Origin of the sequence: Candidatus Brevundimonas phytovorans (genome assembly GCA_029203145.1) — a bacterium.
GTDB classification, from domain to species: Bacteria; Pseudomonadota; Alphaproteobacteria; order Caulobacterales; family Caulobacteraceae; genus Brevundimonas; species Brevundimonas phytovorans.
Map to the genome: position 1 here is coordinate 1,309,156 of CP119309.1, position 15,777 is coordinate 1,324,932.

Annotated in this window: 11 protein-coding genes; 8 read left to right on the top strand and 3 right to left on the bottom strand. The window is 68.3% G+C overall.

The window, feature by feature from the left end; all coding sequences use genetic code 11:
• Window positions 1-3,447, top strand: a complete 3,447-nt coding sequence (gene mfd / locus P0Y52_06240) for a transcription-repair coupling factor (GenBank protein WEK59139.1) — start codon at window positions 1-3, stop codon at window positions 3,445-3,447.
• Window positions 3,448-3,495: 48 nt separating this feature from the next.
• On the opposite strand, the gene P0Y52_06245 is transcribed toward mfd, so the two are convergent.
• Entirely contained in the window at window positions 3,496-5,772 is a 2,277-nt protein-coding gene (locus P0Y52_06245) for a fused MFS/spermidine synthase (protein WEK59140.1), read from the bottom strand.
• Window positions 5,773-5,856: 84 nt separating this feature from the next.
• Between P0Y52_06245 and P0Y52_06250 the strand changes: the two genes are divergently transcribed.
• Both P0Y52_06250 and P0Y52_06255 read left to right on the top strand, forming a co-directional pair.
• The gene (locus P0Y52_06250; protein ID WEK59141.1) at window positions 5,857-6,351 is read left to right on the top strand and encodes a CinA family protein; all 495 of its coding nucleotides are present in this window, start codon (window positions 5,857-5,859) and stop codon (window positions 6,349-6,351) included.
• A complete protein-coding gene (locus P0Y52_06255; GenBank protein WEK59142.1) occupies window positions 6,348-6,590 on the top strand; it encodes a sulfurtransferase TusA family protein in 243 nt (80 codons plus the stop codon). Before P0Y52_06250 ends, P0Y52_06255 begins: the two co-directional genes overlap by 4 nt.
• On the opposite strand, the gene P0Y52_06260 is transcribed toward P0Y52_06255, so the two are convergent.
• Window positions 6,556-7,386 carry a YihY/virulence factor BrkB family protein gene (locus P0Y52_06260; GenBank protein ID WEK59449.1) on the bottom strand — a complete coding sequence of 277 codons (831 nt, stop codon included), beginning with the start codon at window positions 7,384-7,386 and terminating at the stop codon, window positions 6,556-6,558. The two genes, P0Y52_06255 and P0Y52_06260, sit on opposite strands and share 35 nt — an antisense overlap.
• Before the next feature lie 287 nt (window positions 7,387-7,673).
• On the opposite strand from P0Y52_06260, the gene P0Y52_06265 reads away from it, so the two are divergent.
• On the top strand, window positions 7,674-8,978 hold the full coding sequence (locus P0Y52_06265) for a diguanylate cyclase (protein ID WEK59143.1): 1,305 nt from the start codon (window positions 7,674-7,676) through the stop codon (window positions 8,976-8,978).
• On the opposite strand, the gene P0Y52_06270 is transcribed toward P0Y52_06265, so the two are convergent.
• Window positions 8,975-10,111, bottom strand: a complete 1,137-nt coding sequence (locus P0Y52_06270) for a bifunctional 2-C-methyl-D-erythritol 4-phosphate cytidylyltransferase/2-C-methyl-D-erythritol 2,4-cyclodiphosphate synthase (protein WEK59144.1) — start codon at window positions 10,109-10,111, stop codon at window positions 8,975-8,977. The two genes, P0Y52_06265 and P0Y52_06270, sit on opposite strands and share 4 nt — an antisense overlap.
• A gap of 64 nt (window positions 10,112-10,175) precedes the next feature.
• Between P0Y52_06270 and dusB the strand changes: the two genes are divergently transcribed.
• From dusB to P0Y52_06290, 4 genes are read left to right on the top strand one after another with little or no spacing between them, the layout of a single operon-like run.
• A complete protein-coding gene (gene dusB, locus P0Y52_06275) occupies window positions 10,176-11,231 on the top strand; it encodes a tRNA dihydrouridine synthase DusB (GenBank protein ID WEK59145.1) in 1,056 nt (351 codons plus the stop codon).
• On the top strand, window positions 11,231-13,483 hold the full coding sequence (locus tag P0Y52_06280) for a PAS domain-containing sensor histidine kinase (protein WEK59146.1): 2,253 nt from the start codon (window positions 11,231-11,233) through the stop codon (window positions 13,481-13,483). The genes dusB and P0Y52_06280 overlap by 1 nt, the downstream gene beginning before the upstream one ends.
• A gap of 9 nt (window positions 13,484-13,492) precedes the next feature.
• Window positions 13,493-14,902 carry a sigma-54 dependent transcriptional regulator gene (locus P0Y52_06285; GenBank protein ID WEK59147.1) on the top strand — a complete coding sequence of 470 codons (1,410 nt, stop codon included), beginning with the start codon at window positions 13,493-13,495 and terminating at the stop codon, window positions 14,900-14,902.
• Entirely contained in the window at window positions 14,902-15,762 is an 861-nt protein-coding gene (locus P0Y52_06290; GenBank protein ID WEK59148.1) for a D-amino-acid transaminase, read from the top strand. Before P0Y52_06285 ends, P0Y52_06290 begins: the two co-directional genes overlap by 1 nt.
• Window positions 15,763-15,777 lie beyond the last annotated feature (15 nt).

Here is a 15,777-nt window from a genome sequence, read left to right on the forward strand (position 1 = left end):
ATGGCGCGGCGTGACGTCGAACTGGGCGGCGCGCCCGAGGGGCTGGATGCGCTGGTCGTCGCCGAGCGGCTGAAGGCGCAGGGCGGCGTGGGCCTGCTGGTGGCGCGGGATTATCAGCGGTCAGGAAATTTCACCCAAGCGCTCGGCTTCTTCGCCAGGGACATTGAACTTCTTGAATACCCGGCCTGGGATTGTCTGCCCTATGACCGGCTGAGCCCGACCGCCGCGGTCGCGGCTCAGCGGATGGCCACCCTGACCCGGTTGGCCCAGCGTGATCCGTCGGACACCAAGCCTCTGCTGGTCGTCGCCACCATCGCCGCCGTGACCCAGCGCACGCCGCCGCGTCAGGCTGTCACCGGGGCCGGGTTCGAGGCCCGCGTCGGCCGCGATCTGGATACGGCGGCGCTGGAACGCTACGTCTCGGCCAACGGCTATGTGCGCGCCTCGACCGTGTCGGAGCGCGGCGAGTACGCCATTCGCGGCGGCGTCATCGACGTCTTCCCGCCGGGCTTTGACGAGCCGGTGCGTCTGGACCTGTTCGGGTCCGAGCTGGAATCGATCCGCGCCTTTGATCCCGAGACCCAGCGCTCGACGCGGCAGCTGAAGCAGGTTTCCCTGCTACCCGTCTCCGAGGTGCTGCTGGACGCCGAGACCATCTCGCGCTTCCGCACCGGCTATCTGAACCTGTTCGGCGCAGCGGGCGACGAACCCATGTACGCCGCCGTCAGCGAGGGCGCGCGGCGTCAGGGGCTGGAGCACTGGCTGCCGCTCTTCTACGAGCGCCTCGACACCTTGTTCGACTTCCTGCCCGACACGGCGCCGGTCTTCCTCGACAGTCAGGTCGAGCAGGCGCGCGCGGAGCGCTGGACCCTGACGACCGACGCCTATGAGGCGCGGCGCGAGGCGGCCAAGGGCAAGGGCGGCGCGGCCTATCGCGCGCCCGCGCCGCAGAGCCTCTATCTGGACGAAGGCGAGTGGAACAGCGCCCTGGCCGGTCGCGCCGTGCGCCGCCTGTCGCCGCTGGCCGCCGATACGACGCGAGGCGGAGAGGACGCCGGCGGGCGTCTGGGCCACAGCTTCGCCGCCGAACGCACCCAGGACAGCGTCAACCTGTTCGCCGCCGTGGCCCAGCACGCCGAGCGGCTGAAAGCCGACGGCAAGCGGGTCCTGTTCGCCTCGTGGAGCGAGGGCTCGTCCGAGCGTCTGGCGGCCATGCTGGGCGATCACGGTCTGGAGCACGTCCTGCCGGTGCGCGATTGGGCCGACGTTCTGGCCTCGCCCAAGGACATCTATCTGCGCGCCGTCCTGCCGGTCGAGCATGGCTTCGTCACCGACGAGGTGGCGGTCATTTCCGAGACCGACATCCTGGGCGACCGTCTGGCGCGGCCTCGGCGCAAACGTCGGGCCTCCAACTTCCTGGCCGAGGCCTCGGCCCTGACGGCGGGCGATCTGGTGGTCCACCTGGATCACGGCATCGGGCGCTATGAGGGCCTGAAGACGCTGGAGATTCAGGAGGCGCCGCACGACTGCCTGGAGCTGCTCTACGCGGGCGACAGCAAGCTCTATCTGCCGGTCGAGAACATCGACCTGCTGACGCGCTACGGCACGGACGCCGACGGGGTGCAACTGGATCGTCTGGGCGGGGCCGGCTGGCAGGGGCGCAAGGCCAAGGCCAAGGAGCGTCTGCGCGCCATGGCCGAGGGTCTGATCGCCCTGGCCGCCAAGCGCGCCATGCGCGTGTCCGACGCCATCGTGCCGCCGTCCGGCCTGTTCGACGAGTTCTGCGCCCGCTTCCCCTACGAGGAAACCGACGACCAGTTGAACGCCATCGGCGACGTGCTGGAGGACCTGGGCAAGGGCACGCCGATGGATCGCCTGATCTGCGGCGACGTCGGTTTCGGCAAGACGGAAGTGGCCCTGCGCGCCGCCTTCGTCGTGGCCATGACGGGGCAACAGGTAGCGGTCGTCTGCCCGACGACCCTCCTGGCGCGTCAGCACTTCAAGACCTTCAGCGAGCGTTTCGCCGGATGGCCGATCACGGTGCGGCACCTGTCGCGCATGGTCACGGCCAAGGACGCCAACGAGACGCGCGCAGGCCTCAAGGACGGCACGTTCGAGATCGTCGTCGGCACCCACGCCGTGCTGGCCGAACAGGTCGGTTTCCGTGATCTGGGCCTGGTGATCGTCGACGAGGAGCAGCACTTCGGCGTCAAGCACAAGGAGAAGCTGAAGTCCCTGCGGGCCGATGTTCACCTGCTGACGCTGACGGCCACGCCCATTCCGCGCACCTTGCAGATGGCGCTGTCGGGCATCCGCGAGATGTCGATCATCGCCACGCCGCCGGTCGACCGTCTGGCGGTGCGGACCTATGTCACGCCGTGGGACCCGGTGCTGGTGCGCGAGGCCCTGCTCCGCGAGAAGTATCGCGGCGGTCAGGCCTTCTATGTCGCGCCGCGTCTGAAGGAACTGCCGGAAATCGAGAAGTTCCTGCGTGAGCAGGTGCCCGAGGTGAAGTTCGTCGTCGGTCACGGCCAGATGACCCCGACCCAGTTGGAAGACGTGATGAGCGCCTTCTATGACGGCAGCTATGACGTGCTGGTCTCGACCACCATCGTCGAGAGCGGCATCGACATTCCGACGGCCAACACCCTGATCGTCCACCGCGCCGACATGTTCGGCCTGGCCCAGTTGCACCAGATCAGGGGCCGCATCGGCCGGTCCAAGGCGCGCGCCTTCGCCTATCTGACGACGGACCCCAAACGGCCGCTGAGCTTGTCGGCCGAGAAGCGTCTGCAGGTCCTGCAGTCGCTGGACAATCTGGGCGCCGGCTTCCAACTGGCCAGCCACGATCTGGATCAGCGCGGCGGCGGCAACCTGCTGGGCGACGAGCAGTCGGGCCACATCCGCGAGGTCGGCGTCGAGCTGTATCAGCAGATGCTGGAAGACGCCGTCGCCGAGCTGCGCGAGCAGGGCGAAGAAGTGGCGGATCGAGGTTGGTCGCCGTCGATCAATGTTGGCGCGGCGGTCCTGATTCCAGAAGCTTACGTGCCGGACCTGAACGTTCGCCTCAGCCTGTATCGTCGTCTGTCGGACGCCGAACGCAGCGAGGATCGCGAAGCCCTGGCCGCCGAACTGATCGACCGGTTCGGCCCGCTGCCGGACGAGGCGCAGCAGCTTCTGCGGATCGTCGGCATCAAGGCCAACTGCCGCACCGCCAGCATCGAGCGCATCGACATCGGGCCGAAGGGCGCAGTGCTGACCCTGCGCAACAACAGCTTCCCCAACCCGATGGGACTGGTCGGCCTGATCCAGAAGAACCAGGCCTTCTGGAAGCTGCGTCCGGATCAGAAGATCGTGGTGAAGGGCGAATGGCCGACGCCCGGCGACCGTCTGAAGGTGGCCGAGCGCATCACCGCCGATCTGGCGCGGGTGGCGGGGGCGGCTTAGCCAGCCAGAGGTCCCGGATAGCGGCTGGGCCGCTTCCGGGATGCTGGACTAGCCGTGTCCCTTCATCTGGCGGACCAAGGCGCCGAACAGGTTGACGTAGTCGTCGGTCCAGGGCCGCACCTCGGTCGGGGCCAGCTTGCGCCAGCGCCCGTCGCCCTTGAAGTCGGCCAGGCCTTCGGGCGTGCGTGATAGGGCCAGGGCTTCGGTGGAGGCCTCGGCCATTTCAGGCGCGTCGGGCCGCTCTATATAGATTTGATGCAGGTCTGCGGCGCCTAGCTGGCGTGCGGCGGCGACGGCCGGCATGGTGATCTCGAGGTTGCGGTTGGACAGATGCAGCACCACCACGCCGTCGGGCTTCAGCAGGTTCAGATAGCCCTGGATCGCCTCGACCGTCAGCAGATGCGTCGGCACGGCGTCTGACGAAAAGGCGTCGATGACCAGCAGGTCATAGGTTCCGGGCGCCTCCTTGGCCATGGTCAGGCGGGCGTCGCCCAGAACGGTACGGATCGGGCCGTCGGCGCATTTCGAGATATAGGTGAACCAGGACGGATCGCGCGACACGCGGTCCACCATGGGGTCGATTTCGAAGAAGGTCATCTCGTCTTCGGCGCGCTTGTAGGCGGCCATGGCCCCCGAGCCTTGACCCACGATGCCGATCTTGGCGGCGGGTGTGCGCTGCTGGATGCGCTGGGCCGCCTGACCCAGTGGCGTGGCGGGTGCATAGTACATGGTCGGCATGCAGGCGAAGCCCGGCGCCCGCGCCTGGGCGCCATGCAGGGTGGTGCCGTGCATCAGGACGTGCACATCGCCGCCCATGCCATCGTCTCGCGTGACGGCGACACGCATGACGCCGAAGAAGCTGCGCTCTGTCAGGTTCCAGTCATAGCCCCTCGCGACGTGGTGGGCGGACAGGGTGATGACGGCGATGACGATGGTGAACAGGATCGCACGGTCGCGCACCAGAAAGGCGCAGATCGCTGCGCCGCCCAGAATGAACTGCACCATCTGCAGCCGCGCCTGATCGCTGAGCAGGGCGCGGAACTCGGGATTATAGCGCATGATCTCGAGGATGATCGGCGGCGCCGCTGCCGTGGCGATGCCGATCAACAGAAGGATGATCTCGCGCCGTGACAGGGCGCCGTCGCCCCAGGGGCGGGCCAGACCGACCAGCACCATGACCAAGGGGTATTCCCAGACGCCATTGAAGATGGCCGGCGCGATCAGGGCGTTGAACGCCCCGCCAACGACGCCGCCCAGCGACAGCAACAGATAGAATTCGGTCAGACGATCCGGCGCCGGCCGCCGGGCCGCCAGCCGCTGGTGGCACATCAGGGCCGTAAAGAAGAAGGCCGCCAGATGCCCGAGCAAGAGCAGCAGCCAATGGCCCGTGGCCATGCCGACCAGGCTGACGACAATGGCGCCCAAGGCAGCCTGGATCACAAGCGTCGTCGGCAGGCTGATCCAGGGCCTGGCCTGGAAGGCGATGACAAAGGTCAGCAGATAGAGGGCCAGAGGCGCGACCCACAGGAAGGGCGCCGAGGCCACGTCGGTTGACAGGTGGGCGGTGACGCCCAGCATCAGGCTGGACGGGGCGGCGGCCAGCAGGACCAGTATGCCCTTCTCGCGCCAGGGGATGGTTGCGCTGACGGCCAGGGGCGCGGGCTCGGGTGCGTCCTGAACCCGGCGACGCCAGACCGCGACGGCCAGTCCCACCACCAGCAGGACGAACAGGCCGTAACCGCCGGTCCAGCCTGTCCTTTGGCTCGACAGGGACATCAGCGGCTCGATCAGGGCCGGGTAGGCGAGGAGGGCCAGGAAGCTCCCGAGGTTGGAGGCCGCATAGAGCACATAGGGGTTCTGGCCGTCCGCATGACCGGCGCGAACTCGCGCATACCAGGCCTGAAGCAGGGGCGCGGTGGCCGACAGAACCGCGAACGGCGCCCCGACCGACAGGGCCAGCGTAGCCAGCAGCCAGGCCGTGGGCGCGGCGGGATCTGGCTCGCCCAACAGGCCGCTGATCTGTAAGGGCAGGAAGAGGGCTGCGGCCAGCAGGAGGCAAAGATGGATGACGGCCTGGCCCTTCAGCGACCGGACCCGCTGCAACAGGTGGGCGTAGCCGTAGCCGATCAGCAGCGCCGTCTGGAAAAAGACCATGGAGGTGTTCCAAACCGACGGCGACCCGCCCAGCATGGGCAGGATCAGCTTGGCGGCCATGGGTTGGACCACAAAAACCAGCGACGCCGACGTGAAGATGGCGACGGCGAACAGCGCGGGTGTTATCGCATCAGACTTGCGAAGGGCCGTCGTCATGGTGGAATCGGTCATTCGCGATCCGCTGGCATCGGCTGGGTCGACAGACCCGCCACCTGTTCAGCAGGTTTAGACCGACTCGCAGACGGAGCCAGCGCCATGTTCCCCGATGATATTCAGGCCCTGTCCGCCGCCGTCATCGCCTCGGCTCTGAAGGCCGGCGTGATGGTGGCCACGGCGGAAAGCTGCACCGGCGGCCTGGTGTCCGGCGCCCTGACGGCCATTGCGGGGTCGTCGGCGGTTCTGGATAGGGGCTTCGTCACCTATAGCAATGAGGCCAAGACCGAGATGCTGGGCGTCCCCGACGACCTGCTGGCGCGGTTCGGGGCGGTGTCGGAACCTGTGGCGCGGGCCATGGCCCTGGGCGCGGTCGCCCGGTCGCGGGCGTCGGCTTCGGTGTCCATCACCGGCGTAGCGGGGCCGGGCGGCGGTTCGGTGGAAAAGCCCGTCGGCCTGGTCCATTTCGCGGCGGCCGGCCCTGACGGGGCAATCGTGCACGTCGAGCGGCGCTTCGGCGATGTTGGGCGCGAAGCCGTGCGGCTGGAAAGCGTTCGCGTCGCCCTGAGCCTGCTTCTGGAAGCGGTGTCGGCGTGAACCAGCCGGTTGTCGTGGATGCGCGTGGCCACCGTTGTCCGGTGCCGAGCCTGCGGCTGCGCAAGGCGATGGAAACCGCCCCCGTTGGCGCGCGCCTGATCCTGCTGGCCACCGATCCAATGGCGCGGATCGATGTGCCCTATCTGATGCGCGAGCAGGGCGGCCGGATCTGCGAGATCGAGGACGTGGACGGCGCCCTGCGGATCACTGTCGAGACTGGCGCCGTTCCGAAAGATTGACGACCGAACCGCCGGTTTCGATTTCCGGCTCTTCCGGCTTCCACGCGATCTCAAGTTCGGTGGCGAAGGCGCCGCCGTAGAAGATGGCGTTGACGTTCCACGACAGCCAGATCAGCAGCACCACCACGGCGCCGACCGAGCCATAGGTGGCGCCAAGCTGGGCGATCTGCTCGACGTAGATGGCGCACAACCACGAAAAGACCGACGACATGACCGTCGCCGTAAGCCCGCCCAGCATGGCCGGCCCCCAGGCCACGCGCGTCTTGTGAGACATGGCGTAGCGATAGAGCATGGTCAGCCCCAGCCACAGGCCCAGCGACGGCCACACACCGTCCAGCGGCACCGTCAGCCAGGCCAGAGGTCGCGCTGCCTGGGTATGTTCCAGCAGTCGGGACGTCACGACCGCGCCCGAGACCACGGTGAACAGAGCGAAGGCGAACAGGGCGACGAAGACGGCCAGAAGATTGAACTTGAAGAAGCCGTGCGGCTCCGTCTCATCATGGATCAGGTTAAGTCCGGCCAGCAAGGCCTTGAACCCGCGGTGCGCGGCATAACCGCCGATCACCAGGGCCAGGGCGCTCTGGGCGGAAACCGTGCGCGCGGAGGTGTGGGCCAGGCGGTCAACCTCGCCGACAAATATGGCGCGCGCCGCGTGCGGAAGGACGTCGGCCAGCGCCGCCGCCTGCTCGCTGACCTGACCGATGGACAGGACCGCCTTGTAGAAGCCGATCAGGATGGCGATGGCCGGGAAGACCGCCAGCAGGGCGAAGAAGGAGACGCCGCCCGTATAGAGCATGACATCGCGGCCCCAACTGCGAGTGAAGGCGCGAACCGCCAGCTTGCTCCAGAACAGGGGCAGGGCCGTCAATCGGGATCGTGGGTTCAAGCCGGAAGCCTCGGTCGTCGTCAAAGCGACCGATTAACCGCATTCGGCGCGCGGCGATACCCTCTGGCGGGGTCGCTTAATTTGTAACGCTGGCGGGCGCAGTCCCCATTGCTAGACCGGGGGCGGCGTCAGTATCATCCACGCAGCCTGGAACATCGGTGTCGGGGGCGAACCGACCAGGCCACTAGGAGAAAGTCTTGGATTCCGATCCGCGCGTACTGGTCGTCGCTGTTGATGACGCCCTGATCGGCCCTCTGTGCGAGGGGCTGGACCAGGTGGGCTGGCCCACGATGACGGCGCGGACGCTGGACGCCGCTGTCATGGGGGTGAAGGACCTCATGGTCGACGCCGCCATCGTTGAAGCGCGCGGGCTGGAGGGGCAGACGGTCGTCGCTCGACTGCGAGACGCCGCCGCGCCGCGCTACCTGCCCATCCTGATGATCGGGGGCGGCGAGGGCGCCGGCGACGATGTGGATCTGATGATGTCGTCGCCGCCGCATCCGGCCCAGGCCGCCCTGCGACTGGAACAGTTGACGCGCGCCGGGATCGCCGAAGAAGAATTCCGCTTGCGCCAGGCGACCTTCGCCGCTCACGGCGTGACCCTGAACGCGCCCGACGTGGGCGAAACGCCGTTGCAGATCCTGACGGCGGGGGCGGCGGATCGCCGCTTCCTGGCCATGTCCAACGCCCTGTCGGCCTCCGGGGCCGAGGTGGTCGCTGCGCCGACGCCCTATACGGCCTTCGACTATCTGCACGAGCGGGCGTTTGACGCCGCCGTCCTGTGGGGCGGTCAGGATCATGCCCCGGCCCTGTCGATCGCCTCGGGCATGAAGCGCAACACCCGCCTCTATCATATCCCGCTGATCCTCTATCTGCGTGGCGCGGGCGAGGTCGAGCTGGCCGATCTGTTTCGCCGGGGCTTCGCCGACGTGGCGGCGGCGGAAACGCCGGAAGACGAGACCGCGGAGCGGGTGCTCGCCTTGGCGCGCAATCATCGCCGCCGTCAGGCCATCCGCCGGGCGCTGGATTCCGTGCGCGGGTCAGACCTGATGGACGCGGCCACGGGCCTGTTCACCCGCGATCTGTTCGCCGCGCATCTGGCCCGCGTCGCCGAGGGCGCGCGGTTGCGCAATCGCGCCCTGTCGGTCTGCGTGCTGAGGGTGGCCGATCGCGATCCGGTGGCTCAGGCGCGCGGCGGCGGCTGGCTGGATCGCGCCATGCCGCAGATCGGCGCCATGGTGTCGCGTCTGGTGCGGGTCGAGGACACGGCGGCGCGTCTGGGGCCTGAGTTGTTCGCCCTGGTCCTGCCCGCGACAGGCGTGGCGGCGGCGCGACTGGCGGCCGAGCGGATTTCGGCGGTCATCGCCTGCACCGCCTTCGACGCCGGCAAGGACCGCTCGCCCTTCGTGGTCGAGTTCGATGTCGGCGTGGCCGAAATGCAGCCCGGCGAAACCCCCGCCGCCGTGCTGGAGCGGGCGTCGGCCGACCTGCCCAAGGCCTAGGCCGGCAGTTCGACCATGACCACGGCCTGAGCCGCCAGGCCTTCGCCCCGGCCGGTGAAGCCCAGACCCTCGGTCGTGGTGGCCTTGACGCTGACCGCGTCGAGAGGAAGCTTCAGCAGGTTCGCAAGGCGCTCGCGCATGGCCAGACGATGCGGCTTCACCTTGGGCTGTTCGCAGATCAGGGTGACGTCGACATTGACGATGCGTCCGCCGCGCGCGGCCACGCGTTGGGCCGCGTAGACCAGGAAGCGGTCGGACGCGGCGCCCTTCCACTGGGGATCGCTGGGCGGGAAGTGGTCGCCGATGTCGCCGTCGGCGATGGCCCCCAGAATGGCGTCGGTCAGGGCGTGCAGGCCCGCGTCAGCGTCCGAGTGGCCGATCAGGGTCTGGTCATGCGGAATCTCGACGCCGCACAGCCAGACCGAAGTTCCCGGTCCCCAGCGATGCACGTCATAGCCCTGGCCGATACGCAGGGTCTTGGGGGCAAAGGCCTCGGCCATGGCGAAATCCTCGGGATAGGTCAGTTTCATCAAACGGGCGTCGCCCTCGACCAGCCGCACCCGGCCGCCGGCGCGTTCGACCACGGCGGCTTCGTCGGTGGGTGCGTCGGCCTCAGTCCAGGCGGCGTAGGCGTCGCGGATGGTCTTGAGGCGGAAAGCTTGCGGCGTCTGGGCGCGCCATAGGCCGTCGCGCTCGACCCCGCCGACGACCAGGCCCTCGACGCCGCGACGCAGGCTGTCGGCCACGGGCAGGGCAGGCAGGGCGCCATCGGCATCGTTCAAGGCCTCCAACAGGCGGTTGATCACGACGCCGCTGAGGAAGGGGCGGGCGGCGTCGTGGATCAGCACCGGAGAATCGTCCCCGATCTCGAGCGCTGTGAGGCCGGCCTGAACCGAGGCGGCCCTTGTGGCGCCGCCCGCCGCTGTGCGCCAGCCCGACAGACCCGTCAGAGCCTCCACGGCGCGCGGCTCGGCGCCCGGCGCGACCACGACGACGACCGAATCGGCGCCCGCCGTCAGCAGGGCCTCGACGGACCAGCGGACCATCGGCCGCCCGCCGACGGCCCGCCACTGCTTGTCTCCACCGGCCCGAGACCCTGAACCGGCGGCCACTACGATTGCTGAGAATGCCATGTCGGCCTTCTAAGCGCCCCAGTTCCGCTTGACGAGAGGGGCAACAGTCGGCGGTAAGGGCGGCATGAACGCAGGATTGCAAATCGGGGACGTGCGGATCGCCGGGCGGGTGCTGATGGCCCCGATGACCGGGATCACGGATCTGCCCTTCCGGCTGCTCGCATCGAAGCTGGGCGCCGCCTATGTGGCGACCGAGATGGTGGCCTCGGCCGAGTTGGCGCGTGGGCGGCCCGACGTGGTGCGACGAGCGGCGGTCGGCGGCGGTCTGCCGCTGACGGTGATCCAGTTGGTCGGTCGCGATCCCGAAGTCATGGCGCAGGGCGCGCGCATGGCTGAAGCGGCGGGCGCGGACATCATCGACCTGAACTTCGGTTGTCCGGCCAAGGAAGTGACCGGCTCGGCCTGTGGCTCGGCCCTGATGCGGACGCCCGATCTGGCCTGCCGTCTGATGGAGGCGGCGGTGAACGCGGTCAGCCGCCCGGTGACGGTCAAGATGCGCCTGGGCTGGGACGACGACTGCCGCAACGCCGCCGAACTGGCGCGCCGCGCCGAGGACCTGGGCGTCAAGGCGGTCACGGTCCACGGCCGCACGCGCAAGCAGTTCTATACCGGCCAGGCCGACTGGGGCGCTGTGGGCGAGGTCAAGGCGGCGGTGTCCAGCATCCCGGTCATCGTCAACGGCGACATCATCACGGCGGAACAGGCCCGCGAGGCGCTGAGCCAATCGGGCGCGGACGCCCTGATGCTGGGACGCGGGGTCTATGGCCGGCCCTGGCTGGCGGCGCATCTGGAGCGAGCCTTGGCTGACGGGACGCGGTTGCAGGAGCCGGGCCGGGCGGAGCGGCTGGACATCGTCATCGAGCACCTGCGGGCCTCGGTCGCCTTTTACGGTCTGCCGCTGGGGCTGAAGATGTTCCGCAAGCATCTGGGCTGGTACGTCGAACAGGCGCCCTGGCCCGACGCCCCTCTGGAACGTCGCGCCGCCAAGGCGCGGTTGTGCCGATTGGACACCCCGGACGAGGTCGAACAGGCGCTTTCAGCGCTTTGGCGACCTGCGGTGGATCAATTCAGCAACTCTGGTGTTGAAAACCAGCCACAGCTGGTTGAAGCTGCGAGGTAATGACGGACCTCCCCGCCGCGCAGACCGAAGGCCAAGGCCCCGAGCGATCGCTCTGGGGGCGTCTTTCTGGCAGTCGTGTTCGGGCCCTGTTCGGCACCGCCTATGTCGTGGCCTTTCTGGTCACAGCGGCGGCCATCTGGCTGGTGGCCATCGCCCCCGGCGCGACGGCGGGCGGCGACGCGCGCACCGCAGCCAGCCGGGCGGTTCTCTTTATTCTCCTGGCCAATCTGATCCTGATCGGCGGTCTGGCGGCTGTGATCGGCGGACGCGTGCTGCGTCTGACGCGGAACCGCAATGATCCGGGCGCGCGGCTGCATCTGCGCTTTGTCACCTTGTTCTCTCTGGTGGCGGTCGTGCCGGCGGTGCTGATCGCCCTGGTGTTCGGGGTTCTGGTCAACCGGGGCGTGGATCAGTGGTTCAGCACCAATGTCCGCTCGGCCGTCGAAAACGGGGCCGAGATCGGTCGGGCCTATGTCGCCGACGTCGGCGCGGGACTGGAGGTCGATCTGGAGACCATGTCCACTGAACTGGGCGGCGTGCGCGGCCTGTTCGACAACCGCATCCAGTTTTCGCGCGCCCTGGCCCAGATCGGCGACTTCTTCGGCTATCCCGCCCTCTATATCCTCAACAGTGACGGCGAGGTGCTGGCCAGCGGCGAGCAACCCGGCGCGCCGCCCTATGTCGCGCCGCCGCGTGAAGCCTTCGAGACCGTGGCGGCCGGCGAGGTCGCGCCGACGACCGTGACCGAGAACCCCGACATGGTTCGGGCCCTCTATCCGCTGCCTGACTATGGTCACGCCTACCTCTATGTCGTGCGACCGCTGGCGCCGGGCCTGATCCAGCGGATGCGCAACGGCGAGGAATCCATCGCCGCCTATCGCGCCGCCGAGGAAAGCCGGGCGCGGATTCAGGCGGCTTTCGCCCTCAGCTATCTGGAAACGGCGCTGCTGGTTCTGGTCGGTGCGGTATGGCTTGCCATGTCGGCCGCCAGTTCGATCTCGGCGCCCATTGGCCGGTTGGTGAAGGCGGCCGATCAGGTGGCGGGCGGCGACCTGAGCGCGCGCGTCGACAACACCGGCGCGCCATCAGAACTGATCGTCCTGTCCGAGGCCTTCAACCGGATGACCGGCGACATCATGACCCAGCAGGCGGCGTTGAAGACCGCCAGCGACGACGCGCGTGGCCGCAGCCGCTTCATTGAGACCGTGCTGTCGGGCGTCAGCGCCGGGGTCATCGGCCTGGACCGCGTGGGACGGATTTCGGCCATCAACGACAGCGCCAGTCAGCTTCTGGCCATCGACGAGGCGGACGTGCAGGGACGGCTGCTGGCCGAGGTCGCGCCGGAACTGGCCGAGCTGTCCGAGCGCGCCGAGGCCCATATCGAGGAAGACATCGACGTCAGCCGCGGCGGCGAGACGCGACGCCTGCGGGTTCGGATCGAGGGGGGGCAGGGCGGCGAGATGGTGCTGACCTTCGACGACATCACCCGACTGGTGACGGCCCAGCGCAACGCCGCCTGGCGCGACGTGGCGCGCCGTATCGCCCACGAGATCAAGAACCCGCTGACGCCGATCCAACTGTCGGCCGAGCGTCTGCGGCGTAAATACCGTTCTCAAGTCGGCGACGACGTCGAGGTCTTCGACCGCTGCACCGAGACCATCATCCGTCAGGTAGGCGATATCGGCCGCATGGTTGACGAGTTTTCCTCCTTCGCCCGAATGCCGGCGCCGCGCTTCACCCGCGAGAACCCCGCCGAGATGCTGCGCGAGGCCGTCTTCGCCCAGCGCGTTGCAGCGGCGGACATCGGCGTCGAACTGATCGAACCCCTGCCGGACGTGGTGCTGCAGTGCGACGGACGCATGGTTGGGCAGGCTCTGGCCAATATCCTCAAGAACGCGGGCGAGGCCGTGAGCGCCAAACGGCTGCGCGAGCCCGTGGCGGCCGGCGCGACCGGCATCATCGCCCGGCTGACGGTCGAGGGCGGCATCGCCACCTTCGTCATCGAGGACGACGGGATCGGCCTGCCGGCCAAGGATCGCGACCGGCTGACGGAACCCTATGTCACGACACGCGAGAAGGGCACGGGCCTCGGCCTGGCCATCGTCAAGCGTATCTGTGAAGACCACGGCGGCGAGCTGAAGCTGGCCGACGCCGAGACCTTGTCAGGCGCACGCGTGTGCCTGACCTTCCCCCTGACCCAAGACAGCAAGGCTGCTCACCGTGCCTCCGGCGCGGCGCGAGCGGCGGAGTAGAGAGGCGTCATGCGCAATACCGGTGCCGACATTCTGGTCGTGGACGACGAGGCGGACATCCGCGAGCTGGTCTCGGGCCTGCTTGAAGACGAGGGCCATTCGGTCCGCACGGCCGCCAACTCGGACGAGGCCCTGGCCGCGATCCGGGCGCGCAAGCCGTCGCTGGCCGTGCTCGACATCTGGATGCAGGGCGGCGGTCTGGACGGGCTGGAACTGCTGGACGTGGTCAAGGGCCTGGATGAGGACCTGCCGGTCGTCATGATCTCGGGCCACGGCAATATCGAGACCGCCGTCAGCGCCCTGAAGCGCGGCGCCTATGATTTCATCGAGAAGCCGTTCAAGTCGGACCGACTGGTGGTGGTGGTCGAGCGCGCGCTGGAAGCGGCCTCGCTGAAGCGCGAGAATCGGCGTCTGCGGGCGCAGACCATGGCCCCGACCGGCCTGATCGGGAAGTCGGCGGCGGCGCAGCTGCTGCGCGGCACCATCGCCAAGGTGGCTCCTGCCAACAGCCGCGTGCTGATCTCGGGCCCGCCGGGCTCGGGCAAGGAGCTGGTGGCCCGCCAGATCCACGACGCCAGCCCGCGCGCCCGGTCCGAGTTCGTCGCCATCTCCGCCGCCGGCATGACGCCGGAACGTCTGGATGTGGAGTTGTTCGGCGAAGAGGGCGGGGACGGTCGCCCCCGCAAGATCGGCGTCTTCGAGCGCGCCCACAACGGAACCCTCTATCTGGACGACGTGGGCGACATGCCGCGTGAGAGCCAGAGCCGCATCCTGCGCGTCCTGGTCGAGCAGCGCTTCCGCCGGGTCGGCGGCGAACAGGATGTCCAGGTCGATGTCCGCGTCGTCACCTCGACCGCCCGCGACCTGAAGGTGGAGATCGCCGAGGGCCGCTTCCGCGAGGATCTGTTCCACCGTCTGAACGTGGTGCCAATCCGCGTGCCGCCCTTGTCGGAGCGTCGCGAGGATATCGCCGAACTGATCGAGTATTTCGTCGACAACCTCTCGGCGTCGCAGGGCTTGCCGCATCGTCGGATCGCCGACGACGCCCTGGCGGTGCTGCAGGTCCATCCCTGGCCGGGCAATGTCCGGCAACTGCGCAACAACGTCGAGCGCCTGCTGATCCTGGCGACAGGCGATGCGGACGAGCCGATCACGGCCGACATGCTGCCGCAGGAGGTGGCCTCGTCGGGCGGGGCGTCATCGCTCGGCGCCGACCGCATCATCGCCCTGCCTCTGCGCGAGGCGCGCGAAGTGTTCGAGCGGGACTATCTGGCGGCGCAAATCATGCGTTTCGGCGGAAATATCTCGCGCACGGCCGCCTTCATCGGCATGGAAAGATCCGCACTGCATCGCAAACTGAAGTCGCTGGGCGTTTCGCCCGCTCGCGGCGGCGAAGACGAAGAAGGAGAGGGCGCCTGATGTCCAGGATCGCCTATGTCAACGGGACCTATCAGGCCCACAGCGGCGCCACGGTCCACATCGAGGATCGCGGCTTCCAGTTCGCCGACGGCGTCTATGAGGTCTGGTCGGTGTTCGACGGCCGACTGGCCGACTTCGATGGTCACATGACGCGCCTGGCCCGCAGCCTGACCGAGCTTCGCATCCCTATCCCCATGACGGCCCAGGCCCTGGAGCGCGTGCTCAAGGAGACCATCCGGCGCAACCGGGTGCGCAACGGCATCGTCTATCTTCAGGTCACTCGCGGGACCTCGCCGCGCGACCACGCCTTCCCGAAGGACATCCCGCCCAGCGTCATCGTTACGTCGAAGACCATCGACCTGGCCAAGGGCGAGGCTCTGGCCGCCAGGGGGGCGGCGGGCGTGACCATGCCCGACATCCGCTGGGGCCGCTGCGACATCAAGACCGTGGGCCTGCTGCCCAACGTCCTGGCCAAGCAGGCCGCCCGCGAAAAGGGCGCCTATGAGTGCCTGATGGTCGATGAGATGGGGCTGGTGACGGAAGGTTCGTCCACCAACGCCTGGATCGTCGACGAGAGCGGCAAGCTGCGCACCCGCGACACCCAGGCCAACATCCTGCGCGGCATCACCCGCACGGCCATCCTCAAACTGGTCGAGGCCGAGGGCATCGAACTGGACGAGCGTCCGTTCAGCGTCGACGAAGCCAAGCGCGCGAAGGAAGTCTTCGTCACCGCCGCCAGTTCCTTCGTCATGCCCATCGTGTCGCTGGATGGCGCCCGGATCGCCGATGGCAAGCCCGGCCCGATCGCGACCCGCCTGCGCAAGGTCTATCTTGAACAGGCGCGCAGAGAGGCCATTTAGGGCGTTGCCGCGACT